The organism is Chitinophaga agri (genome assembly GCF_010093065.1).
GTDB lineage: Bacteria > Bacteroidota > Bacteroidia > Chitinophagales > Chitinophagaceae > Chitinophaga > Chitinophaga agri.
On record NZ_CP048113.1, the window covers coordinates 3,820,701 to 3,847,239 of the forward strand.

At 46.0% G+C, this 26,539-nt stretch carries 18 protein-coding genes; 9 read left to right on the forward strand and 9 right to left on the reverse strand.

Features of this window, described 5'->3' with window-relative positions:
* Positions 1 to 888 precede the first annotated feature (888 nt).
* Positions 889 to 1,401 (forward strand): hypothetical protein, encoded by a 513-nt coding sequence (locus tag GWR21_RS15210; protein ID WP_162332573.1) that lies wholly within the window; start codon positions 889 to 891, stop codon positions 1,399 to 1,401.
* A 203-nt stretch (positions 1,402 to 1,604) separates the two neighbouring features.
* On the opposite strand, the gene GWR21_RS15215 is transcribed toward GWR21_RS15210, so the two are convergent.
* Positions 1,605 to 2,849 carry an MFS transporter gene (locus GWR21_RS15215; protein ID WP_162332574.1) on the reverse strand — a complete coding sequence of 415 codons (1,245 nt, stop codon included), beginning with the start codon at positions 2,847 to 2,849 and terminating at the stop codon, positions 1,605 to 1,607.
* Positions 2,850 to 3,093: 244 nt separating this feature from the next.
* On the opposite strand from GWR21_RS15215, the gene GWR21_RS15220 reads away from it, so the two are divergent.
* From GWR21_RS15220 to GWR21_RS15235, 4 genes are all read left to right on the forward strand, one after another.
* Positions 3,094 to 3,537, forward strand: a complete 444-nt coding sequence (locus tag GWR21_RS15220) for a MarR family winged helix-turn-helix transcriptional regulator (RefSeq protein ID WP_162332575.1) — start codon at positions 3,094 to 3,096, stop codon at positions 3,535 to 3,537.
* Between the two features lie 13 nt (positions 3,538 to 3,550).
* Positions 3,551 to 4,018: an OsmC family protein gene (locus tag GWR21_RS15225; RefSeq protein WP_162332576.1), complete on the forward strand. Its 468-nt coding sequence runs from the start codon at positions 3,551 to 3,553 to the stop codon at positions 4,016 to 4,018.
* Between the two features lie 226 nt (positions 4,019 to 4,244).
* The gene (locus tag GWR21_RS15230) at positions 4,245 to 4,883 is read left to right on the forward strand and encodes a YiiX family permuted papain-like enzyme (protein WP_162332577.1); all 639 of its coding nucleotides are present in this window, start codon (positions 4,245 to 4,247) and stop codon (positions 4,881 to 4,883) included.
* A 104-nt stretch (positions 4,884 to 4,987) separates the two neighbouring features.
* Positions 4,988 to 6,076 (forward strand): tetratricopeptide repeat protein, encoded by a 1,089-nt coding sequence (locus GWR21_RS15235; RefSeq protein WP_162332578.1) that lies wholly within the window; start codon positions 4,988 to 4,990, stop codon positions 6,074 to 6,076.
* A 35-nt stretch (positions 6,077 to 6,111) separates the two neighbouring features.
* Here the strand turns inward: GWR21_RS15235 and GWR21_RS15240 are convergent, their stop codons facing one another.
* From GWR21_RS15240 to GWR21_RS15255, 4 genes are all read right to left on the reverse strand, one after another.
* On the reverse strand, positions 6,112 to 6,432 hold the full coding sequence (locus GWR21_RS15240) for a hypothetical protein (protein WP_162332579.1): 321 nt from the start codon (positions 6,430 to 6,432) through the stop codon (positions 6,112 to 6,114).
* A gap of 422 nt (positions 6,433 to 6,854) precedes the next feature.
* Positions 6,855 to 7,784: an endonuclease/exonuclease/phosphatase family protein gene (locus tag GWR21_RS15245; RefSeq protein WP_202929095.1), complete on the reverse strand. Its 930-nt coding sequence runs from the start codon at positions 7,782 to 7,784 to the stop codon at positions 6,855 to 6,857.
* A 38-nt stretch (positions 7,785 to 7,822) separates the two neighbouring features.
* On the reverse strand, positions 7,823 to 9,628 hold the full coding sequence (locus GWR21_RS15250) for a RagB/SusD family nutrient uptake outer membrane protein (protein WP_202929096.1): 1,806 nt from the start codon (positions 9,626 to 9,628) through the stop codon (positions 7,823 to 7,825).
* A 24-nt stretch (positions 9,629 to 9,652) separates the two neighbouring features.
* Positions 9,653 to 12,853, reverse strand: coding sequence for a SusC/RagA family TonB-linked outer membrane protein (locus GWR21_RS15255; RefSeq protein ID WP_162332581.1), 3,201 nt, complete (start codon positions 12,851 to 12,853; stop codon positions 9,653 to 9,655).
* A 320-nt stretch (positions 12,854 to 13,173) separates the two neighbouring features.
* On the opposite strand from GWR21_RS15255, the gene GWR21_RS15260 reads away from it, so the two are divergent.
* Together GWR21_RS15260 and GWR21_RS15265 are read left to right on the forward strand one after the other, a co-directional pair.
* Complete coding sequence (locus GWR21_RS15260; protein ID WP_162332582.1) at positions 13,174 to 15,663, forward strand: kelch repeat-containing protein; 2,490 nt, start codon at positions 13,174 to 13,176, stop codon at positions 15,661 to 15,663.
* A gap of 91 nt (positions 15,664 to 15,754) precedes the next feature.
* Entirely contained in the window at positions 15,755 to 16,267 is a 513-nt protein-coding gene (locus GWR21_RS15265; RefSeq protein ID WP_162332583.1) for a DinB family protein, read from the forward strand.
* Positions 16,268 to 16,388: 121 nt separating this feature from the next.
* Here GWR21_RS15265 and GWR21_RS15270 read toward each other — a convergent pair whose 3' ends face one another.
* Entirely contained in the window at positions 16,389 to 17,783 is a 1,395-nt protein-coding gene (locus GWR21_RS15270) for a vWA domain-containing protein (protein ID WP_162332584.1), read from the reverse strand.
* A gap of 155 nt (positions 17,784 to 17,938) precedes the next feature.
* Between GWR21_RS15270 and GWR21_RS15275 the strand changes: the two genes are divergently transcribed.
* The gene (locus GWR21_RS15275; RefSeq protein WP_162332585.1) at positions 17,939 to 19,417 is read left to right on the forward strand and encodes a cryptochrome/photolyase family protein; all 1,479 of its coding nucleotides are present in this window, start codon (positions 17,939 to 17,941) and stop codon (positions 19,415 to 19,417) included.
* Between the two features lie 21 nt (positions 19,418 to 19,438).
* On the forward strand, positions 19,439 to 20,557 hold the full coding sequence (dinB, locus tag GWR21_RS15280) for a DNA polymerase IV (RefSeq protein ID WP_162332586.1): 1,119 nt from the start codon (positions 19,439 to 19,441) through the stop codon (positions 20,555 to 20,557).
* A 198-nt stretch (positions 20,558 to 20,755) separates the two neighbouring features.
* On the opposite strand, the gene GWR21_RS15285 is transcribed toward dinB, so the two are convergent.
* From GWR21_RS15285 to GWR21_RS15295, 3 genes are all read right to left on the reverse strand, one after another.
* Positions 20,756 to 22,384 carry a RagB/SusD family nutrient uptake outer membrane protein gene (locus tag GWR21_RS15285; RefSeq protein ID WP_162332587.1) on the reverse strand — a complete coding sequence of 543 codons (1,629 nt, stop codon included), beginning with the start codon at positions 22,382 to 22,384 and terminating at the stop codon, positions 20,756 to 20,758.
* 27 nt (positions 22,385 to 22,411) lie between these two features.
* Positions 22,412 to 25,384: a SusC/RagA family TonB-linked outer membrane protein gene (locus tag GWR21_RS15290; protein WP_238430375.1), complete on the reverse strand. Its 2,973-nt coding sequence runs from the start codon at positions 25,382 to 25,384 to the stop codon at positions 22,412 to 22,414.
* Between the two features lie 632 nt (positions 25,385 to 26,016).
* A complete protein-coding gene (locus GWR21_RS15295) occupies positions 26,017 to 26,514 on the reverse strand; it encodes a DinB family protein (RefSeq protein WP_162332588.1) in 498 nt (165 codons plus the stop codon).
* Positions 26,515 to 26,539: the final 25 nt, after the last annotated feature.

Below are 26,539 nucleotides of genomic sequence, written 5' to 3' on the forward strand. Positions count from 1 at the left end.
CTTATTACCTAAGGGCTGATTATGTCTGTACTTTTATAAAAAACGAGTGTCGTAGGGAAGTAATACTTCGACTCCAAATCGACAAATAATCTGCTACGGGGGTTCGAGTCCCTCTCCGCTGAAAGGCGGATGGTCGAGGTGGTTAGGCGCAGATGGAAAACAACATTATTTTCCGCCTGTTACCTCGTTTTTTTATTTTCTTAAGGCAGGTGTCGTAGGAAAGCGTTACTTCGCAGGATCTGAAGGCTAGGGGTTCGAATCCTCTCCTGTTTCAACCATGTTGGACAGGTAGCTCAACCTGGATAGAGCATCAGGCAAAACAGTCGCTTCCGTATTGTTACCCTGCCTGCATTTTTTTATGTGTTTATTGGACTTAAACTTGTTTTCATTCTATGATGACAGCGGGAGAAATATTTATTTCTTCCGCTTTTTTTTCATTTATGTTATCCACATTTTTCACTACGCACGATGAATGCGTAATGCTCCTGTATCTTTGTTATGTAAACAAGACGGTCAAACACACGAAACACCTGTCCTATTGAATATAAACCCGCCGGGAAGGAGATGAACCCCTCTTTCAGGCAATTAAAAATCAATCTTGTAATGCATAAAACTTTGGTTATGTAAGTACTGTTTTTCTCAAAGAACCATGATACCATCTTATTTAGCAATACGCTTTTGACTATGTAATACGAATCCCATGGCGCCTGCAGCTGGCATACGCAGACAGGCGCCAACTTTCAAACGTTTTTATCCGGATACTGCGTAAGACGCAGCATTCATATCACTTACGAAAAGCGATCGTCGTAACACGGGCTTTTGTGTGCATAGGTGAGACGACAACTATGCAAATAATATAGCCACATCTTTTAACTTTTTTAATACACTATGCTGAAATCAAGAATCAATCAATTTGTTGCAACCTATTTTAACAATGGTAATCCCGGTTATTTATCGAGGCCCGGTCAACTGGCATCCGGTGGTTCTATTACAACCGTTGCGACAATTGATAACAGAGAGCTGAAAAACACAGATGGTTTATTGGAATTGTCCGGTTTTGGTTCTGTGGATAATATCGATCCATTATCCACGTCAGCTGATGACCTGGTAATGATTTTCGGAGATGAAAAAGATCAGCATCAGGAGCTGGTGCTGTTTGACCAGGCGTTCAACAGCAGCAATGTAACATTCAGAATAGACATGCAGCTGCATTATGCTGTTATTTCATACGAAGGCATCTGTACTATCAGCTTTTCAACAGGTGAAGTGAAGACTTTCTATGTGTATATACCCGATGTTGGAGAGAATAATTTCACTGCTATCCGCTTTAAGAATACAAAGCGTTCAAATAGCGATGTACAAACAATTATCAGGGCATTCAATGTAGTGCTCGTGCGTTAACTCATCCATCATTTCGTTAGGAGCCGCGGTCTCCGTCAGTGCATAGTGGCAAGGCGCCTGCTGCTTGCACTGATCTTACCCCAAACCCCTGCTATGGCCTTTTACATAACCTATGCCGGCCTTGCTTCCATTATTGTTTTCCCTATATAGTGTTTCAGTCTGGTCTTTGCGGCGCCAGGCTGAACACGTTTTTATACCCCTGCCTAACGCAGATACCGCAATCTGATCACATGTAACACCCGCAGCCAGTGATTAATCCCTCTCTGATGCAGCATAAATGCCAGCACGATCAGGATACCCATAATGCCTTCAGCAAATACCACTACCCCAACGCCGAAATAGTGTGCCAGATACCCTATCACCAGGCTACCGATCGGCAGCATCCCCTGGTAAGACATGATATAATAACTCAGTGTTCTGGCCCTCATTTCTGAAGAAGCATGCGTTTGCAGATAAGTATTGATCGCGGAGTTCTGGATCATTAATCCACCACCAGTAGCAGCCGTTGCCAGTAACGCAAATACGATAGAAGAAGACACCGCTAAACCGAGGAGGGCTACAGCGAAAACAGTACTCGATACTATCGTCAGCCGCATCAGATCGTGCCCTGGTTTTAATGTCGCCATAAACACCGCACCAAACAACGCACCTAAACCCGCAGCACTTTCAAACCAGCTGAATGTGGTCGCATCACCATGAAAAACATCTTTTGCAAATACGGGCAACAGGGTGGTATATGGAATGACCAGCAGACTGGAAGCTGCCAGCAGTAGTATCAGCGAAGAGAGATCGGGAGAATCTTTCAGGTATTCATATCCTTTACGCAGGTCGGCCCATATATTCACCTCTGAACGGGATGCGGGGATCAGCGTCAGCTTCATCATCAGCAAACAACAGATCACTGCTATAAAGCTTAGGAAGTTGATCAGGAAACACACATCTTCACCGAATGAGCTCAGTATAATACCTGCCAGTGCCGGCCCTACTAACCGGGCAGCGTTAAAGGCGGAGGAGTTCAGCGCGATCGCATTGGGGAGATCTTCTTTATTATCCACCAGGTCGACCATCAGGGCCTGCCGGGCAGTTGTATCAAATGCATTAATTAAACCCTGTAGGAGACTTAATGCGGCAATCCAGACCATATTATAGTAGTTCAGCCAGATCATGGCAGCCAGCACCCCCGCCTGGACCATGAGGCCTACCTGGGTGACCATCACCACCCTGAACTTATTATGTCGGTCTATAAAGCTACCGGCAAAGGGAGCCAGTACCAGGGAAGGTATCAGACTGAGGAAAGTCACCAGTCCAAGCAGGAAGGCCGAGCCTGTGATGCGGTATACCAGCCAGCTGATAGCGACCCGCTGCATCCATGTGCCTATGAGAGAAATGGCTTGTCCAATAAAGTGAAGTCTGAAGTTATGGTGTTTTAATGAACGAAATATTGACATATTTAATAAAGAAAATTAATAAAGTTACTTTACAAAAGTACGAATTAATTAGGAATTAGGAACTGGCAATCGGGAAATTAATGCCTAAAGAGCCTGCCATTAATATACTCAACAGATACAAAAGGTCATCCGGTGGCTCAAGCACATCGATATGCTATTTTATTTCCCTTCATTACAGCCCATTCCTAATTCTTAATTTCTAATTCCTAATTAATAAAGTAACTTTGCCATTTGATTCTGTATTATGTCCGCAAACACTTCGCACACTTATGAAGTAGCCGCTTCCCTACGCAGTACGGTCACCCGCCTGGTAAGGCAGCTACGCAAACAAAATATCAGCTCCGATTTCTCTAACGCAGAGTTGCTGACAATGGGCCTGTTAGACCAGCATGGCAAATTGCTTCCTTCTGCCCTGGCGGAAATGGAGCGCATCTCGGCACAGGCCATTTCCCAGATACTCAACCGGCTGGAAGAGGTCGGGTGTGTAAACCGGGTCATGGATGAGACAGATAAGCGGAAATCGGTGGTTTCACTAACGGAGAAAGGCACACAACACCTGATTGAAAACAGGAGAATTAAGGAAGAATGGCTGGTGAAGGCGATGGACAAGCTGTTTTCCGCCGAGGAACTGGCACTGATAGAAGCATTCCTGCCCCTCCTGCAGCGACTTGCCGAATACAATGGTTAAAACGATACTACATATGAAAGGCACCCACCACTATGCGATGACCACCCGCTGGACTGGCAATACTGGCTCCGGAACTACTGGTTATCAGTCTTATGAACGCAGTCACGTATTACAGGTATCCGGCAAACCAGACATTCCCGGCTCCTCCGATCCTGCCTTCCGCGGCGACAAGACCCGTTACAATCCGGAAGAAATGCTCGTAGGTTCACTCTCCTCCTGTCATATGCTGTGGTACCTGCATCTTTGCTCGGTCGCGGGGATTGTGGTAACAGATTATATTGACCATGCTACAGGTACAATGGTAGAAACAGCTGATGGCGGAGGATACTTTTCAGAAGTGACCCTCCACCCGGAGGTCACTATTACCGATCCCGCCATGATTGACCAGGCCAATGCGCTGCATGGAAAAGCCAACGAGTTATGCTTCATTGCGAACTCCGTAAAGTTCCCGGTACATCACCAGGCGACCTGCAAAGCATAACTCCCGGAGTACTGTGAGAACTACTGAAAACAGTAAGTAGTGGCACTCAGCGTTATACTACCGCCTATCAATTTTATGCCCCAAAAGTGTGAAAAAAGCATAAAAACGAGTTAAAATACAACAGAAACCCTACCGATCTCATGATTTTAACATTTGGGTAGCGATAAATTTCTCTAAATTTATATGTGTATAACGTATGCGCTTATATCCAGTTTAACTTGAAAGTATGAGAAAAATATTGGCAACAGGATTGGTTATTACCTCGTTAGGTCTGCTTACTTATGTGTATGCCTTTAAAAAAGAGGAAGCGCCATTGCGTTCAGGGGACGTTATCTTTCAGACATCTATGTCACCACAGTGCCAGGCCGTCAGGCTGGCTACACACTCCAGGTTCAGTCATTGTGGTATGATCTGGAAAATAGATAATAAAGACTATGTACTTGAAGCGGTCCAACCAGTTAAAATAACGCCACTGGATGAATGGATCTCGCATGGAGATGGGAAGAAGTATGTGGTACGCCGTCTTAAGAATGCAGATAAAGTATTAACAGACAAGGTACTCAGCGAAATGGAAGCGGAAGGGAAAAAGATGATCGGCAAACCTTATGATGGATATTTTGAATGGTCAGATGATAGAATATATTGTTCAGAGCTGATATGGAAGATTTATAAGAGAGCTGCTGGTGTAGCCGTAGGCAGGCTGCAAAAGATAAAAGATTTTGATTTGAGCAGCGGCCCGGTAAAAGAGATTATCCGCGAACGTTATGGTGATAATCTCCCTATTAATGAAACAGTTATCTCACCGCAAAGCATCTATGAATCTAGTTTATTTGTGACCGTAAGGTCAAAATATGGCGAAAAATAGTATTATCTCAGTAACTTTGTACTCCAAGGTCTGGTGTAACCAGTAAGAACAAGGTGCGATTTTTTATATCAACGGCGTAGTACCGTTATTCCAATCCTATGAATATGAAAAGATTTTCTACATTCTTCTTGCTGTCCGCAGCATTTTCAATCCCTACTATTGCCCAAAACTACAAGCAGGACTTCGAGAAATTAAGCAACAGTGGCGACACAACCAAACAGCGCATCCTCCTGGCTAAATGGGAGAAAGCTAAACCCAATGACGCTGAACTTTACATTGCTTACTTCAATTATTACGTCTCCAAAAGTAAAACTGAAGTAGTGACCATTAACCACACTGCTAATGGTTCTAACTCCCTGAAAGCCGGAAAAAATGGTGATCCTGCTGGTTATACCAGTGAAGTCGGTTACAAAAAAGAACCGCTCAACAAAGGATTCAAATACATCAATTCCGGTATTGCCAAATTCCCGAACAGACTGGATATGCGCTTCGGCAAGATATACATGCTGGGTGAGAATTACAACTATACTTATCTGACAAAAGAACTCGTATCGGCTATCAATTACGGCCATACGATCGACAATAAATGGAAATGGGCAGACAATAAACCACTGGAAAAGCCGGAGCAGTTCATGCTGAACGCTGTACAGGAGTATGTGGCCCAGATCTATAACGTAGGTAAGAGCCAGGCGGATAATATCCAGCTGATCTCTGAAACGGTATTGAAATATTATCCTAAGCACGTAGAAAGCCTGTCAGACCTCGGACTCGCCTATACGCTGAAAGAAGATAATGAAAATGCGCTCAAGACCTTCCTGAAGGCCAATGCAATAGCACCGAAAGACTATATTGTTCTGAACAATATCGCAAACCTTTACTCCAAGAAAGGCGATGACGCTACCGCAGTTAAATATTACGAACAGACTTTAAAAGTAGGTGACCAGGAAGCAAAAGACCTGGCCAGCGCTGAAATAAAACGGATCAATGCAAAGAAGCCGGTTCCAAAGGCTACAATGCCTAAACCTGCCACTGCTACCGCTAAAACTTCTGCTGAAAAAACAACGAACAGCAAACCCACTACTGCGAAGACAGTATCCAAAACCAAAACGGCCGCTGACAAATCAAGCTCTTCTAAATCAACTGCTGCGAAAGAGGCTAAAAAGCCTACAAGCAAGACGCCTTCTAAGCACTAGCTTAGAAGGCGCCCGCCGGCAAAGCAGATTGCACATTATTTGATCGACTGCAGCAAACTACAGAACTCCAGCTTCTCATCTGAAGTCAAAAATGAATTGGCAATTGTTTCGCTAATTAAGTCGCTCGTCAGGGAAAATTCATCGTAAAGGTCATTTTGTTCCACTCCGTACTTCTTCGCCGTTGAAAAACGAACTGCTCCCAGGATCTCTTTAGAAGGTACCTTTTTTTCTACCAGCAAAGGCCGGATAGAATACAGCATTTCGTTGTTCGCTATTTCTATCTTCTTCTGATATTCGGTCTTCCCGTGCCTTGAGAAATATTGCCTGGTCAGTAAATAAACTATAAAACCAAGCATAGTTGCAACAGTTGCAGTAAAAACAATGTTTTCAGATAAGTTCACCATAGATAATTAGGAAGGCTAAAGCGTGTATTAATATATTATAAACATACGCAATGTATGGTAGTACAGTTTCAATTGTACAACTGTTAATTGCATGTTTGAACAGCCTTCTTTTTCGCTTTTGTTACAACTAACTGCTAATCAATACTACCCAAAAAATGTACTCATGGAAACACAAGTGAGTACTACTACCTGCTATTAAATAAACAGAAATACCTCCTCATATTATTGATCTCAATCCCCGTAAGGTCCCACCATTACTGGTATCACAGGCAGTCCTAACCAAATATCCCGGAAAAAATATTTTTCAGAAAAAATTCAAAAAGCTCCTGCCGGACCACACCAGCAGGAGCTTTTTATATGATAATTCAAATGTGCTATTTCCAGGAAACAACTACCATCACCGGAAAGTGATCTGACGGCTCACGTGCCACATATTTATTCAGTGACACTTCTTTTGGAAAGTCGGCTGAAGCCACCTTTTCATCTCCTTCGTTTTCCTTTACCACCGGACCACGGTAAGTATCAGTCAGGATACCGTATTTTTCCACACGGAATTGTTTGGTCAGGAAAATGTGGTCAATGCGGCTGTCTGTCTTACTGTTTGTATTGAACGCATTGAAAGTGCCATTCTCTGCATAGCGGATAGCGGTCGTCTCATATGCATCTTTCAGCAAGCCGGAAGTATTGATCAGTGTGTAAGATTCACTGCGCTGATCTACGTTGAAATCGCCGGTCAGGATAGTCGGTATATTGCCGGCCATCTTTCTTACTTTGTCCATCACCAGTTTGGCACTCTCCGCTCTTGCTTTCACACCAATATGGTCCATGTGCAGATTGAAGAAATAGAAAGTGAATCCGGTTTTGGTCTCTTTGAATTTACCCCATGAACAAAGTCTTGGCAATACAGCATCCCATCCTTTATTCGGCCTGTCAGTCACCTCTGACATCCAGAAATCACCATGTTCCAGCAATTTAAATTTTCTGGTATTATAAAAGATAGCAGAATACTCACCTGCCTCTTTCCCATCATCACGGCCCACCCCGATATACGCATAACCAGGCAGCGTATCTTTCAGGTTCTCCAGCTGGTGATGCATACATTCCTGCGTACCGAAAATATCAAATCCATGAAAACGGATCATAGCAGCGATCACCGGATAACGCTGTTTCCAGCCGTTGCCATGAGCGGCATCTTCGGTGTTATTGTCGTTACGCATGTTGTAAGAGGCCACCGTTATTCTCTGCGCCATCACAGCACAGCTCAATACGGTCAAAACAGCCACCAGGAACATCTTTCTTTTCATCTGCATCTCTAATTTATAATGATCATTTAATTACCTGATTACAGCTCCCATCCCGGGTTCTGGCCCAGTTTAGGATTCAGCTGCAGGTCAGTATAAGGTACCGGATAAAGGTACTTATAATCTGCCCATTCACGGGAAACGTTGTCCAGCCAGTGTATTTCACCATGTGTATCCTGTGATAACACCTGCGGATTCACTGTACCATTCAGTGTCTGATTCACATTGATATAAGTCACACCACTGATCTGCTGTGCCGGTGCTGTTTTATAAAAACACACATCCATCTTACCATCTGCATTCAGGTCCATTGGTACATCCAGTGCCGGTACATACATACCCGTCCATGATCTGGTCAGCAGGTCGCCCTGTTTCCATCTCACCAGGTCATAAAAACGGAAGCCTTCCAGCACCAGTTCTATTCCACGCTCCCTGCGTATCTCCAGCAAGGCTGCATCCGAAATACCCGGGAAATAGTTTGTCTTCAGATAGTTATCAGCCACTGTTGGTTTTGCGGAGACACCTCCGGTAATACCGGCACGTGTACGTAATGCACCTACTGTTTTCGCCCAGTCATTATCAGACAGCTTACCCAGTTCTGCTGTTGCCTCTGCATAGTTCAGCAGGATCTCTGCGTAACGCATCAGACAAATGGCGTTCGTTCCGGTTGTACCCGCATCATAGTAGGTATCGTCCAGTGAAAACTTAATTGGCATATACCCGGTGTAAGTATAAGAAAATACCGGAGGAGCTGCAACCGTTTTTCCATTATCGGTACGGGTGTAAGCTCCCATACGGATAGTTTGCTGCAGGCGCTTATCGCGTCCCTGTGTTTCTTTTATGAACGGCAGGGTATCATATCCTGCTTTACTGGTGAAAGGCGTACCATCTATATTCAGATAGGTATTGATGAAGTTCCTGGTAAAGCTCAGGCGGTTACCATACGTGGCAGATGTGAAGTACCAGTTGGCATCATTGTACACAGCCAAAGTACTGCTGGTAACGTTGGACAGCATGACTTCCGTTGCTACCGGTGCTGTACTGATGAACAGCTGACGGTATGCCAGTGCGGTACCGCCTGTCTGATTGAGGGTGTAACCGCCTTCGTCCATTACTTTCTTAGCTGCATCAGCCGCCTTTTGTAATAATGCAGGAGCGGTTTCAGCCAGGTTGTAGGATGTCTGGTATTTGCGGAAAGTCCCTTCAAATAAACATACTCTCGACTTCAGACCATACACCACATATTTAGTGATCTGACTGGCCGTTGCATCACTTTTCAGCGTGATATGCTCAGCCGCGAAGTCCAGGTCAGCAATAACAGAATCCATCACCAGCGTACGGTTATCTCTGCCTGCATACAGTCCTTCCTGGTCATCAATGCTCAGCGGCTTATTGATCCAGGGTACATTACCGAAGCGTTTTACTTTTTCGAAGTAAAAGTATGCACGGAAGAAACGTGCCAGGCCAATGTAGTTATTACGGACAGTCGAGTCTATCGCGGGATTATTACAGTTGACGATGAAATAGTTGATATTACGCAGTTGCTTCCAGTCCCATCCATCTGCCACACGTGCGTTGTAGGCGCCTGTTCTCAGAAAGTCAGGCACACCACTTACGGCGCTGTAATCGGCCATGGCATCTTTCCGGAACACATCACCCATGCCTGGCAGTACATCATAAAAAGAGTTGGTATATAACTTCATACCTGCTTCGCTGCCGAAGATGGCATCTCTGTCGGCAGTAGCTACAGGCGTCTGGTCCAGGTTCTTGGAACAGCTGCTCAGCAACGCAGCCATACCTGCGATCATCAGCACACGCTGCAGCCGGGAAATATATTGTTGTATCATTACTGTCGTTTGATTGTATTATTATCAGAATGTAACACTCAGACCAAGGGTCATGCTCTTCAGAATAGGATAGTTGTTACCATTACCAGAGTTGCCGGTATCGGTCACCGTGTCGGACCTGCCAATACTTTCCGGATCGAGGTCTTTTGTTACCTTGAACATAGGAGAATGCGCCCACAGGTTTTCGCCGGAGAGGTATACGCGTGCAGCAGATAACTTCGCATGGCTGATAAATGTCTTCGGCAGGTTATAACCTATCTGCACATTTTTCAGTCGGAGGTACGCAGCGTTCTGCAGGTATTTAGACTGTTTGGCATTCAATACACCAGAACCATTCTGCGCAGTATAACCACGATAACGTGGGAAATATGCATCTGGGTTCTCTTCAGACCAGATCTTTCCTACCTGTGATTTAGGCATGAAGTTGTAAGGTCTGTTATACTGCCCCCAGAATACATCTGACTCAGCGCCAGGCCACCAGTCCTGTTTACCTACGCCCTGGAAGAAAGTGCTGAAAAAGAAGTTATTCCAGCCTGCATCCAGTGTCAAACCATAGCTGTAACGCGGTGTACTGTTACCGATGATGCTCAGATCGCCATGGTCAGTCAGTGTATTAGCACCGTTGTTGATCACACCATCGTTGTTCAGGTCTTTGAATTTCACATCACCTGGCAGCCACTGGCCGCTGTTGGATGCTTTGAACAACGCCTGTGCAGCTTTTGCCTGACCTACGTTCTGTGCTGTCCAGTAACCATCATTGGTATACCCCCAGATCTCACCATATTTCTGACCAGCATAGTAGTCCGTCAGCTTGTTATTCGTATTATTATACCTGGTGATAGTGGATGTGTAGTCAGAGATCACAGCAGTGATGCCATAGTTAAATGGTTTATCAGCCAGTTTAAACTGATCTCTCCAGGTCACTGTTGCTTCCCATCCTACTGTTTTCAAATCAGCATAGTTACCTTTTGGTACGTCGTTGCCAAATACGGCTGGCAATGTCTGCCCTACGGTAAACATGTCAGTTGTTCTGCGTACATACGCATCTCCACTTACGGTCAAACGACTATTCAGGAATGCCATGTCAATACCACCATTGGTCGTCGTAGCTGTTTCCCAGGTCAGGCCATTCGGCAGTACACCCGGCTGGTTAGTCATCTGTGGTCTGATGCCATTGATCACACGGCCAGACTGTGCAATGAGGAACTGTTCCTGGAATGCGTAAGAAGCAATATTACCGTTACCCAGGGAGCCATAGGAACCACGGATCTTCAGGTCAGACATGATCCTCGCAGGCACTTTCCAGAACTTCTCCTGAGATACTCTCCAACCTGCGGATACAGACGGGAAGAACGCGTAGCGCTGGTTGGAAGGGAATTTGGAAGAACCATCATAACGGCCGTTCACTTCCAGTAAGTAGCGATCTCTAAATGCATAGTTCATACGGAAGAACTCACCCTGGATAGCCCATTTCTCATAACCACCGGCAGTCGTAACATTACTGCCCAATGCCAGGTTCAGGTCTTTCGCATCACTGTAGATCAGACCATTTCTTGTAACCTGCATACCATTGAAGGTGGTCTGCTCATAGTTGAAACCACCTAACAATTTCAGGTAGTGACCACCGGCGAAAGTGTTCTCATATTCACCATACAGGTTAGATGCAAAATATCTGCTCACAGAATCTCTCATCATCAGGTCATTATAACCCGTACCCACGTATGCCACTACGCCAGGTGCAGCGCTGTAAGGCACCTGTACACGCAGACGTTTCTGTTTTTCGGTGATGCTCTGATAGGTAAAGTCGCCCCGCAGTCTCAGTTTGTTCTTAGCTACGTTAGCAATGAATCCTGCTGTATTACGGAAGAGTGCGCGGTTGAAATCAACACCGTTCTTACCATATACAAAATCACCTACGGTGTAAGCGGCGGTATAGGTCAGCGAGCCATCCGGGTTGTACAGCATAGAGGAAGGATGTGCCTCATCTGCCATGTTCCTCCAGATACCACCACCTTCACCAACGTTCAGCGGATTATGATATTCCCTGCTGGAATACTCGGTATTATTATATACCTGCAACCAGTCAGTCAGCTGAATATTACCTTTCGCACGTACGTTATACATTTTGTAGTCATCAGAGTTGAAGCGGAAAAGCCCTTCCTGTCCGTAGTAACGTCCGGATACAGCGTAACTCGCCTTCCCACTGCTTCCTGACACAGAGAGGTTCTGATCGATGGAAGAAGTACGGTTCTTATACAATAGTCCGTACCAGTCTGTGTTACCATAATACACATAGTTACCGTTAGCATCCAGCTCTGTCTTTGGCAGAGAAGGATTATCGTTGTGTGCCTTCAGTGCTTCCAGGTAAGCAAGGGAGAACTTCTGCGTTTTGTTGATGTTCTGCGGTGACTGTGAGTAGTCGTTCCAGGCAGACCATGCTTCATTGAAGTTCTTCGCATACTCGTAACCATTGGTCACCATATCAGGAACAGTGGTCGGCTTTTTCACAGAATAGTTAGATGAATAGGTAACGCTCAGTTTATCTTTAGTGGGCGTTTTGGTAGTGATCAGTACCACACCAAAAGCAGCCCTCGCTCCATAGATAGCAGCGGAAGAGGCGTCTTTCAGTACAGAAATGCTGGCTACATCAGCAGGGTTCAGCATACTGGGGTCGCCTTCCACACCATCGATCAGTACCAGCGCATTACCACCCTGACCTATAGAGGTTGTACCACGGATGTTAAATGCCGGTGACTGAATAGGCTTACCATCCCCCATTACCAGGTTCAGGTTAGGAATAACACCCTGCAGGCCCTGACTCAGGTTAGGTATAGGCCGGTTTTCCAGGACCTTTCCTGACACCTGGGATACGGCGCCGGTCAGGTTTACTTTTTTCTGGGTACCATAACCTACCACCACCACGTCGTTCAGTGCCGATACATTGCTACGCAGCACCAGATGAATATCTGACTGGGTAGTTACCTTAAAAGTGTCTGTTTTGTACCCAATGGAACTGAAGATCAGTACCGGGTTGTCAGTTGCGTTCAGCGTGAAAAGCCCTTTTTCATCTGTCCCCGTCCCATTAACGGTCCCCATTACTTTAACTGTTGCCCCGATCACCGGTTGCCCTGTCTCGTCAGTGACCCGGCCTTTAACAATACGCGACTGTGCGTAGGTGTTAAAAACACAACATGTCAGCAAAAGGACGCATAACCATCTTTTCATGATGTTTCTGGTTGTGATTTTTGTAATAATTGGAAATAGAGTTATTGGGCACAAAGGAAGGTTTGGGGTATGAACAGGGGGATTAATAAGCGGTTAACGTGGTTTACTAAGATGATTAACCCAGGTATGTTAACAGATTAATCTACTAAATAACAATCGTTTACGCTTGCACGAAATACCTGCTGTTAAAGAAAAGTTAACACACCGTTGATAATAAAGGATATAACTTGCCGGCTCAAAACAGTGACATAATGAGGGTTGTTCGTGAATGTACTCTGTTGAAAAGCTGCCTCCATATATACATTTTACCGGTATTATTCATGCTAATACCCAGGCATCTTTTTGCCCAGGAAGAATATGGTCTTCAGTTTGCCAGCAAAGGCATGGACCCCGACGCCAGGACCGGCATGAATGTATTTCCGGATCAGCCATTTAAAGCCGGTAACCAGTTCTCACTCGCTTTTGATATTTCATTTATACCTAATAGTGGTTCTTACTTCGGATACATCTTCCGGCTCACCGACGAAAAAGACCAGCACATAGACCTTGTCTACAACGTCCGTACGGCCGCTCTGGAAATCATCGCCGGCGATGATTACACGGGCATCTCGATCAAAACACCACCTGATACTTTCATCAGTCAATGGCAACACCTCCGGTTACGGGTAGATAAAGTGCCCTCCGCACTGACTTTCGAAATGAACGGTCGGGTGGTGGGTAAAGCTCCCCTCCGGTCTGCTGTAGGAGGAAAATGGCGATTATCATTCGGCGCTAACCGCTATGGCAGGGATAAGACCTTTGACCTGGCACCCATGCGGCTGAGAGATCTTAAAATATTCAAAGAAAACGAACTCACCTATCACTGGCCCTTACGCCAGTCTACAGGCCATACAGCTACCGACGTCCGCCAACACCAGGTCGCAGTCATTGATCACCCTATATGGTTAGCATATGTCTACCGCAACTGGGAACAAACCGGTGCGTTTACCACTATGGGGAATGCCAGTGTCGCTTTCGACAAGGAAAAAGGCACTGTGTATATCTGTGCACGTGATAGTCTGTTCAGATATGACGTCAATAAAGATATCCTGTATGTGGATAGTCTGTCAAAGACACAGGGACTTCCGGCCGGCAATCAATCCGTCTATGGCCGTAATGCCCTCTACAACTTCCTGCCGGACCTGAAAACGGTCACTACCTACGATGAAACAAAACATGCCTGGGATATGCAGGTGGATAATGACAGCGTCACTAAATACTGGCATGCCAACAGGTTCTATGCTCCTTTCGACAGCGCTATCTATGTTATAGGTGGATATGGTAACTACCGTTACACAAATGAGGTACAACGCTATCGTGTCAGTACACATAAATGGGAGGATGTGCAGACTTCCGGCGATACCTACACGCCCCGTTATCAGGCGGCCCTGGGTACAACTGAGAACGGCGACTCTGCCTATATTATAGGTGGATACGGCAGTATAAATGGCGACCAGCTACTGAACCCACACCATCTCTATGATCTTCATCTCTTTGATGCCCGCACCGGGGCATTCAGGAAGATATATGAGTTACCTGTTCCTGAACATCCTTTTGCTTTCGGGAACACCATGGTCATTGACACGAAGGAAAAAAGTTTCTATGCACTGACCTTCGACAATGACAAAATGGAGTCTTCCCTTCAGCTGATCCGGGGATCGCTGACAAGGCCGGTATATACCCGGCTGGCAACACCTATTCCCTTCCGGTATTTCGACATCAGGGCCAGGGCTGAGCTATTTTATTATGAGAAGGCACAGCGACTGGTGGTGGTTACACTGTTCACTCCGCAGAACCATGTGACGCAGGTGCGCCTATACACAATACTCTTCCCTCCTGCCCTGCTGGCATCACCTGATACACCTGGCCCCCGAAGCCACTGGCTACTCTGGGGAGCAATAAGCGCCAGCGTGCTGGTGACGATCGGCTGGCTGTTCCGCCGTAAACGGACCGTCGCTTCCCCGCTGGCCGTACCAGTTATCCACACCAATGCATTGCCTTCTTCAGGCCCGGCTATCCCTGTCAACATAACACCTGAACCAGCAGCAATGCCAATGGCCAGTCCTGCGCCTGGCGCAACGATCTTCCTGTTTGGACACTTCACTGTACTGGACAAAGATGGTAATAACATCACCCGGCTATTCAGTCCACTTGTGAAGGAATTGTTCCTGCTGTTACTATTACATTCCATCCCCGACAGGAAAGGCATTACGTCTGACAAGATAAATGAAACCCTGTGGCCGGGCAGGTCAGGCAAAGACGCCAGGAACAACCGCTCTGTCAATATCGTTAAACTTAAAAACGTACTGGACAAACTGGGGCACTACACCCTGGAAAAAGATGGTGACAAATGGCTGCTGAATTTTGACCCCGGGCAGGTAAAGATCGACCTGCTGCAATATTTCGCGTCTGCCGGCCAGATCGCTGATCAGCTGGTCTTCACTGCCAGGGGAGGTCTGCTCACGGAGACAGAATACAGCTGGCTGGACAAGTTTAAATCGGAATTCTCTACCAGCATTACTACCCACTTCCTGCAGCATCTTCAGGAAAACACAGATAAATACCCCCCGGAACTGGCCATCGCCATTGCCAACAGCATACTCAACTTTGACGCACTCAGTGAAGAAGCGGTTATGTTCAAATGCAGAGCACTGGTTGTTCTGAAGCAACATGCCTCAGCCAGAGCGATTTACAACAGTTTTAAGAAGGAATATGAGAACATCTACGGGGAAACATTCGAAAAGGAATACCAGGCATTATTAGTGGATTAGAAATAAAGTTTGGGGGCGACACTTTCCTACTGACATAGGGTTGTCACAAGGTGGCTGTTACTTTGTTTCAGCATCAAAAAAACACACAATAATGGAAATCATTCAATCTCTACTCAAAGAAATGGAACAGGAAGCACAAACCACCCGCAAAATGCTTTCTATCATTCCTGAAGACAAGTTCAACTGGCAGCCGCACCCTAAAAGCATGTCAGTGATCAGGCTCGCTACCCACATAGGAGAATTACCATCCTGGGTAGGCATGGTCCTTAATACCAAAGAACTGGATTTCGCCACTGCCCCATATGACCCTAAAGTGATCAATAGTGTCAGCGAACTACTGGCTTATTTCGAAGAAAACCTGGCCCAGGCAAAAGCAGAGCTGGAAAAAGCGAAACTGTCCCAGCTGGATGAGCAGTGGGTACTGAGAAACGGAGAAGACATCTACAGTTCTTCTACAAAAGCTGAGTTCATCCGTGTTTCCTACTCACAGATCGTACACCACAGGGCGCAGTTGGGAGTATTCCTCCGCCTGCTGGACATACCGATCCCGGGTAGCTACGGACCAAGTGCTGATGAGCAGTTTGAAGTACTGGAAAAAGCGTAAACCGTGTTTATAAAGTCTGTATGGTGTAATGCTCGTTATGGTGACAGCAACGCACTACAGTAAATAAGACAGGAAAGCCTGATCAAGGATGATCAGGCTTTCCCCATATTGCTGGTGACCGTTATTTTTTGACATCTACCGCTCTCCCCTTTTTCATATTATAGTTCATGGACTTGTTCATCTTCTGATACATATTTTTCTCAGATGCCCGCATCACTTTCACAGCATCCATCTGCTGTACATACGAGGACATTTTCTGTACCTGGGCTGCCAGTTTAGGCGAATTATAAACAGCCTGTTTTTCTTTCAGTGCCTGTATAGCAGCGGCGCCTTTCTTACGTGCACTTTCATACTGTCCTTTATCCACATCTGCCATGATATCGTCAAAGTGTTCCGTTGATTCAAACAGGGCCAGCATTTCCTGTACATCCTTTTCCTCGCCGGTCTTTATCAACTCCTTATCCGATGTCATCTTAACCACTACAGGTTTTCCTTCTTTCACCTGTTCAAAGGAGGCCGCATCCGTATATCCCACCGAGCAGTCAAACCGCAGATCGCCGGTATAGGACCCTTTACTTGTCAGTTTAATCAGGATCGCTTTCTCATCATTAGCGTACAGGTCATTAAACCGGATCAGCACTTTACCATTTTTTACCTCATAAGGATACCCGTATACATGCACACATTCCATATTCTGTGGAATAGTGACTTCCGCCCACGCATGCTGTGCCACAACACTCAGTAAGCCTTTCAGTTCACTGGCGAATATCTGCGGGATCTTATCCGGACTGTCAATAAAATAATAATTAGCACGGCCGGTTTCTGCCAGCATGGTCAGCAGGTCTTCGTTATAATCGGCCCCCAGACCAAATGTGGATAACGCCACCCCCTCTTCCTTGTACTTATTCTCCGCCAGCTTTTTCAGCGCCTGGGGATCAGTAATACCCTGATTTGCCAAACCATCCGTTAGCAATAATACCCTGTTCACATAGCCTTCCTTACGGGTGGCTTTCGCCTGACTATACCCCTCCAGCATACCGCCACTAAGGTTAGTCGCGCCACGGTCACTGATCTTATCTATCACGCTCTTTAATGCCTCCTTATTTTTCACCAGCTGCGAAGCACTGCTTACCTCTACCTGGTCATCATAGTTCACGATTGACAGGTAGTCTGTACTGTTCAGCTGATCTATCAGGAACTTGGCCGCCTGTCTGGCATACCGGATCTTATCGCCTTCCATCGAGCCGCTCCTGTCCAGAACCAGCGATATATTCAGCGGCACCCTCGGTTTAGTCGTCGGTCCTTCTCCACTTTTGATATTCACATACAGGTAACTGTCGCCACTACTGTTCTGGTATACCCAGCTGTTACCCGGTTTAACATACCATTCAACTACTTTTTTATCATCTGATAAGACAGCTGTCATTTCTTCTTCCCGGCGGGCAGATGTGCCTCCGGCAGATGTCAGCCATACTGGTATTGATAAACTTGCAAGGAAAAGCAGGGCATAGTGCATAAGGCAATAGATTTTAGGGTGAATGAATGTTTCCCCTAGGATGCAGCAACGAGCAACATTCCATAAAACAAAACACCACTTTAACATTTCTTTGGCGGTGACGTTTCCGGGGGAAAGGGTATGTTCTTTGCTGCTTATCTTTCAAACAGTTACATATGGCACAGCCGGCAGTCACCGTCATTTTTCCCCACCAGTTATATAAGCAGCATCCGGCACTGGATAAACAACGTGCGGTATATCTTGTAGAAGAACAGCTTTATTTCCGGCAATATGCCTTCCATCAGCACAAGCTGACATTACACCGTGCCAGTATGAAATACTACCAGCACTACCTTGAACAGAAAGGATATCACGTCACGTATATTGACAGTCTACACTCACATGCGGCTATCGGAGACTGCATCAAATGGTTCCACAGCCGGCAGGTACAAGAACTGCATTATGCGGATACTGACGATTATCTGCTCGAACGACGTATCAACCGGTACTGCCGTCAGTATGAGATCACTACGCAGTCCTACGCCAATCCGGGATTTATCAACACGCCTGATGACGTAGCTGACTTCTTCGATAACCGGAAGCGCTATTTCATGCAGGACTTCTACATCTACCAGCGGAAGACACGCCAGATCCTCATTGAGCAAAATGGCCCTGCAGGCGGGCACTGGAGCTACGACCAGGACAACCGTAAAAAGATCCCCAAAGGAGAACGCATTCCTGACATCCGGTATCCACGCGCCAATGCCTGGCTGAAAGAAGCCATTGACCATGTGCAGCAGCATTATCCGGACAACCCGGGCGACGCGGCACATTTTCGCTACCCGGTCACGCATCAGCAGGCAGAACACTGGCTGGAACAGTTCCTGGAAGAACGCTTTCAGCAATTTGGCGTCTATGAAGATGCTATTGTGCAGACAGAAAGCATCCTGTACCATAGTATGCTCACCCCTGCACTGAACATAGGGTTGTTACTACCCATGCAGATATTGAATAAAGCGCTGGACATGGCGCCTGCATATAAAGTGCCCATTAACTCACTGGAAGGCTTTGTAAGGCAGATACTGGGATGGCGGGAGTTTATGCGTATACTTTACAGGAGGGAAGGTAATAAGCAACGCACCACGAACTTCTGGGACCATGAACGGCCGCTCCCTGCGGGTTTTTATTCGGGTACTACCGGCATTCCTCCTATTGATCAAACTATTCATAAACTGCTCAAATATGGGTATACTCATCATATAGAACGGCTAATGCTACTCGGCAATTTTATGCTATTGTGTGAACTGCATCCTGATAGTGTATATCAGTGGTTCATGGAATTATACATTGATGCCTATGACTGGGTAATGGTGCCAAATGTATATGGCATGAGTCAGTTTGCTGACGGGGGACTGATGAGCACCAAACCCTATATCAGCAGCAGTAATTATGTACTGAAAATGAGTAATTATCCAAAAGGCGAATGGTGCACTGTATGGGACGGCCTGTTCTGGCGTTTCCTGCATAAACACCGGGAATTTCTGGGAGAAAATCAAAGACTGGGAATGCTGGTCGCCATGCTGGATAAAATCGAGAAAAACGTCTTAAAAGCACACCTGCATCATGCAGAACAATTCCTCGGCAAACTAATGTAGCTTTGTACGACTGCGGCTACCATGGAAAGTGAAACTAACAGGAAACAACGGAAGATCATCCATATTGATATGGATGCATTTTATGCATCTGTAGAGCAGCGCGATCACCCGGAATATCGCGGAAAAGCCATTGCAGTAGGCGGCTCTCCCGAAGGAAGAGGAGGTGTGGTCGCTACCGCCAGCTATGAGGCGCGGAAGTTCGGTGTACGCTCCGCCATGCCCTCTAAAAGAGCATTACAGCTTTGTCCGGAGATCATTTTCGTCAGACCCAGGTTTGATGTGTACAAAGAGGCTTCCCGTAAAATACGGGAGATCTTTGCCCGCCATACGGATATGATTGAACCACTCTCACTTGACGAAGCTTTTCTCGACGTTACGGAAGACAAACAACAGATCGGCTCCGCCATTGAGATTGCCAAACTGATCAAACAGGCGATCAGGGACGAATTGCAGCTCACTGCATCAGCAGGTGTATCTGTCAATAAATTCGTAGCAAAAATAGCCTCAGACCTCAATAAACCTGATGGCCTTACGTTCATCGGGCCCTCTTCCATAGAGGCCTTTATGGAGAAACTGCCGGTAGAAAAATTCTTCGGTGTCGGTAAAGTGACGGCAGATAAGATGAAAAGAATGGGCCTGCATACCGGCGCTGACCTGAAAAGACTGTCAGAGCATGATCTTAAACAGCACTTTGGTAAACCCGGTGCGTTTTACTACAAAATAGTCAGAGGGATCGACGACCGCGAAGTACAACCACACCGTGAAACAAAATCCATGGGTGCGGAAGACACGTTCCCCTTCGATCTTACCAAAGCGGAAGAAATGTTTGCCGAGCTGGAAAAGATCACGCACACTGTCGTTGAAAGACTCAAGCGGTATGGTCTCAAAGGAAGGACCATTACCCTGAAGATCAAGTACAGCGATTTCAGACAGATCACCCGGAACCAATCCTACCCTTTCCCTGTCGGCGATTTTGAAAAGATACTGGACACAGCAAAACAGCTCCTGCTGGCCACAGAACCTGAAGATAAGCCTGTCAGGTTATTAGGCATCTCACTCTCTAACTTTGGAGATCTTATTCCGGTCACCGGCAAAACAGGGAATCCTGCCCAGCTATCCCTGTTCGATTTCAACGAATAGCTTTTACAATTAAAAATGCCGCCCCACCCCTGCGGATGAGACGGCATTCTCTAACACTTAATATGCCATATTGGCATGGTCATTTTTATAGTGTTTCCATAGCGCTTGTTCGTCGCTAGTTCGTCGCTAGTAGCTCGCTTGTAGCTCCAGCTTTCTCACAGCCCCCGAAACAACACTAACAAAATGATTTATAATTCATTATAAGTGATAACCCGGATTCTGTTTCAGATTCGGGTTAATGTTACGCTGCCTTTGTGGCACTGCGAACAACTCCTGGTTTTTACTATTTGTAGGCTTATGGTCCCACCAGGATGCAGTTGTAAACTTATCCCAGCGTATCAGCTCCTGACGGCGATATCCTTCAAATATGAACTCACGTCCCAGTTCTGCCAGCAGCTCATCCATTGTGAGCGTAGCAATAGTATACTTATGCTGCTCCCATACTGCCGGATCGAATGCACGTATCCTGCAGGCATTCACCAGGTCTACGGCTTCCTGTACAGGTGCCTTACCATTCTTACGCATCAGGGCTTCTGCTTTCGCAAAATAGACCCATGATAAACGGTAAACCGCCCAGTCAGTGCTGTTGTAACCATCACTGTTGATAGGGCCGAGTTTATACTTATTGAAACGTACACCGCTGTTCTCTTCGCCCTGGGTCATATCAGACTGGGTACTGTTCTGTTTATTCTTACGGATGTTATCCACAAAAACGAGCGGTTTGCCATCGTATTCATTACCACCGTCTGCAATAACCGTATCCTGTGTGCCATACATATATTGCACACCTTCCAGTATCCATTCCTTCTTGCGTTTATCTGCATCGTCGAAGGTTGTATATACACCCGGAATAACCACTACTCCATCATTACCCGTAATAGGATTACCGTTGATCTTGTTCTGGTTGAAGTGGTAGAAATCACCAGGCCACTGTGGCGCAAAATCAGACTGGGTATACTCATATGCAATGGAGAAGATGATCTCTCTGGAAAGGTCATTTCTTGGCTTATACGTATCCGTGATATTCGGATCAAGCGCCAATGCACCATTCATACCGCCCGCTTCATTGTTGATCAGCTTATTTGCAGCAGCGATACAATCATCCCAGCGTGGTGTACCTACCCATTTCTCTGCGTTCAGGTATAACTCTACCAGCATTGCATAGCCACCTGCTTTTGACATACGTCCCAGCAATGATCTGGATAATAGCGGTGCCTTTTCGATATTGTCTTTGATCTCTTTCTCTACGAATTCAAATACTTCCTGTCTGGTCTTTGTTTCCGGACTGGTAGGTGTACCTATCTGTGTCACGATCGGCACATTCCCCCACAGGTCCAGCGCCCTCAGATAATGGAATGCACGCAGCATGCGTAATTCGGAAGTATAGGCATCTTTCTCTTCCTGCGTCAGCCCCATCGCACCCGCGTCTCGTTTCTCAATATTCTCGATCGCATCCGTACAGAAGCCGAGCCCTGTCCATATCAGGTTCCAGCAGTCATACATCGGTCCGTCGTCAGGTGTCCAGGTATGATAATGCAGTCGGATCCAGTTTCCGTCATCATAACCGTGACGACCTTTTACCGGCCATGCCAGCTGATCGGCCGACAATTCACTCAAACGCCACCAGCCGCTTTGTCCCGGCGTGGTCCATGCATTCGCATGTGTATATGGTCTTAATACGGCGGATATTACTTCGTTCTTGTTGTTATAAAAGTCATCTGTGATGATCTCATCATACACATTTTCTGAAAGGTCTGTACAGCTATCTGCAAATAATGGCAGAAAGGACAGTAAAGTATATGCGGCTATTTTTTTAAATCGTTTCATCGCTGATAATTTCGTTTTAGGATCTGATTAGAAACTTACACTCAAACCGGCCAGGAAGCCTCTGGTGCTCAGATAAGGGGTACGCTCATCGCTGGTATTGATCGCATCGATACCTGGATTCAGCCCAGTGTCTTTAATAAAGTCAGGATCATTACCTGTATATTTGGTGATGGTCGCCAGGTTAGAACCAGTCAGATAGAAACGCACGTTTTTCACCCATTTATTTCCATGCAGTGGTACGGTATAACCAATGGTCACTTCATCCAGTTTCATGTAACCACCTTTCTCCAGGTAGTAGTCAGAATACTGATAGCTATCCTTCAGCTGTGCATGTTTTGTGAAAGCAGTTTCCAGTACATTATTAGGCAATGACTGCTTTGTACCGTAGAACATTTCCATGGTGTTCAGCACATCATATCCGAACTTACCGCGCATGAATACCCGCAGGTCAAATCCTTTGTAGCGGAAGGTGTTGGTCAGTGACAGATAATATTTAGGTATTGCGTTACCGATCACTGCATAGTCCTCTTCCCTGTTGATATCTTCCGGACGTGCAGTGGTACCGTCTTTCTTGTAAAACAGCCATTTACCATCTTCTGTAAATCCGGCGAAACGTTTACCGTAGAAGTTGCCGAGGCGGTCGTGTTCATAGGTTCTGATGGCGTAACCCAATGCACCATAGCCACCTATTTCCCCATACTCTTTACGGGCAATTTTATAGATGTCATTGGAGAATTTATCCAGTGTAGTACGTGCTGTACTGAATGCGAGATCCGCATTCCAGGAGAAGTGTTTGTTTTTAACGGGTGCACCGCTGACAGTGATCTCCAGACCACGACCGGAGATAGTACCGACATTCGCATAGATCTTGTCTGTTACAAATGGAGGAAGTTGTGAGTCGAAGGTTTCGAGTACGTCGGTTGTCACCCTTCTGTATACGTCAATGGAACCTGATAAGCGGCCTTTGAACATGCTGTAGTCCACACCGATGTTATACTCCGCTTTCTTTTCCCATTTCAGGTTCGGATTAGGGTTCTTGTTGGGACCATATGTCTGGCGCCAGATACCATCGGGATTGATGTAGGTACCGCCTTTTCCCATGGTAACCAGTGAGCTGTAGTTATCAATACCTGAGTTACCAGTGACACCATAACCTGCTCTCAGTTTCAGGTCATCGATAAAGGTCACTTCACTCATGAAGTCTTCCTTGCTCAGGTTCCATCCGATGGAAGCAGCAGGGAAGTTTCCCCATTTGTTGTTCACACCAAAGCGGGAAGAACCTTCACGGCGCAATATTAAACTTGCGAGGTATTTATCTTTATAGGAGTAGTTCACCCTGCCGAAGAATGCGATCAGTGTGTTATCATTTTTATAGCTTTCCATCTTGGCTTTACCTAATCCAAGCTGAATACCATCTTCCAGGTTATTTTCTTCCAGCAGGTCATTTACAAAGCCATAGTTACTGGCATTAAAGCCCTGGTTCACTTCATAACGGTAGCTGTAACCGGCGATCGCGGTGATGTTATGATCGTCGTGCACGCGGATATTATATTCGAGTGTAGGCTCTACTGCGTATTTAATTTTCAGCTCACTGTTCTGAGAAGCAAAACCGGAAGACTGATAATCTTCTACCGATGATTCAGATGCTAATTGTCTGTAGGCACCATCGATATAACTATCACGTTGTACAGAACCAAACAGGGATGCTCTGAGGCCTTTCACCATGTCCAGCGATACCTTTGCATCACCGGAAGTTGTTTGCTGCTGGCGCCTGTTAGTTTCCTGGTGTAAACGGGCCAGTTCGTTGGTACTGGTGCGTTCAAAGTACCAGGTACCATCGTCATTCCATGGAGAGTAGGTGGGGTTGAATGTATAATATCCCTGCAGGGCGCCACCGCCACCCAGGAGGTCTGCTTTATTGAAGTTGCTGGCCAGGTTGAACTGCGCACTCAGTTTGTCGTTCAGACCTCTGGTATTGAGACTCAGACGGCCGCCATACTGCTGACGCGTATTGGCTTTCATAATACCCTGCAGGTCCTGGTAGTAAACACTGGCACGATACGTTGTACTTTCATTACCACCGGAGAATGACAGGTTATGATTCTGTGTAAGATTGCCATGATCTACAAGCAGGTCTACAAAATCAGTACGATGGCCTTTATCGGTAGCGATGATCTCGCCACTGGCCAGCTTCGCCGCGTATTGATCGGGCGTCAGAAATTTCGGACGACGCTGTACAAACTCCTTACGTACATAACTGTTGTAATCTACACGGGTAGGGCCAGATTTACCACGTTTGGTGGTAATTAATATTACACCACCGTTGGCCTGTGTACCGTAAATAGCTGCAGCAGAACCATCTTTCAGTACAGAGATGGAAGCAATATCATCCTGTTGTAACAGATCCAGGTTACCACCCGGAATACCATCGATGACAACCAGAGGAGAAGAACTACCAGTCAGGGATGTTACACCGCGCAACTGCAGGGTGACACCTGAATTCGGGTTTGTTCCCCCCTGGCGGGTGATCTGTAAACCGGCTACTTTACCCTGTACAAGGTCCATAGCATTACGCGCACCACTCTGACGGAATTCTTCAGCATTGATGGAGGTCACTGCGGAAGTCACTTCAGATTTCTTTTGTGTACCGTAACCTACAACGACAACATCTTTCAATGCTGTCACATCGGGCGGCAAACTCACATTCGTTGCACCCGCAGTACTGATCTGCTGTTCTGTTCTTTTATATCCGACGAAAGTAAAAATCAATGTAGTGGCACTATCTGGTGCTTCCAGTTTATAGGTACCATCAGGACCGGTCTGTGTCCCTTTGCTGGTACCTTTGACCTGAACGGTGACGCCCGGCAATGGTGTGTTTCCCTGCGCATCAGTAACTTTACCGGTGATGGTCCGGTTTTGGGCAACGGCCATCAGCGACAGGAATAACATCCCTAAGCTGTACAGGCCCACCCGGGTAACAAATGACAACCCTCTCTTCATATATTTCATTTTTGATAATAAAGCAGCGTATCTGGCAATACGGGCCCATTACCCCGCCACACATGACACGGCGGAGTTTGAAACATGCGTTTCCCTATCTCATTACTGATATGTAATGAAAAATTGAGTTAATACAATCCCCTTACACTGCCTGTCGGCAGTTGTACGGGATCAAACATTTCCTTAAGCTAAAGCAGGAAATAAGTTCGCTTAGTTTTTCGCAATGATCCTGGTTCCGTTCAACAGTTTTTTAACAAGTGAAACTATTTTGTTCAATAACGTATTTATATTCTTAGACTAACACTCACTGGTTCATTCAATAAAGCGCTGGTCCGCTGATTTTACATGACAATTATATAGTTTTCCAGACAGCCTTCTCTTCAATAAAATTGGCACAGCTATCAATGGTAAAAATATAGACTTTTTCAACAAACCAAAATATTAACAGGTGCTTTTAATTTACGTTAACAATATTAAAAATCCATTAACAGTTAACAAGTTATCAAAACTACCTGTATAAGTATCTACATATTTGTCAACAGTGTTAACCTGGCCATATCCACTACTTTTTCAAGTACAGCACAGTAAATTACCGCGATCAATCTTTCTGTATATTTTAACAGAATAATGCCTTATGCCTGTAAGATCTTAACAGTAACGAGCAACTGGCCGGTATGTCTCATGGTATGTTCCGCAGCATGAAATAATAAACCGATCACAGTAGAAGGCAACTGTTTTCTTCCTACACCACGAAATGCGGTCAGTGTACTTTCATCTGTTGTTTTTAGTTTACTGATCGCCTTACTGATCTGTTCATCCAAAGCAGATAGAAGTGTGTCTACTGTCACATCACGAGGTGTTTTTTCTCCAGCCAGATAGTCAAGTTGTACTGATGACAGTGATTGCTGGTCTGCATAGGTGAACAATCTGTCGAGCACTCCTGTGATATGCCGCAGGTGAAATCCAACAGATGCCACACCCACGGGTTGCTCCCACAACAGTGCATCCGGAAATCCACTCAGCATGGTATGTATTTCTTCCTGTGCCTGTAACAGCGCATGTGCTACAGGCTGCAACAACGCAGGGACTTCAGGAACAGGGCCCCGCATCCAGAATTCTGGTAGAGACATCTCCAACGGTTTTATGATGACGATC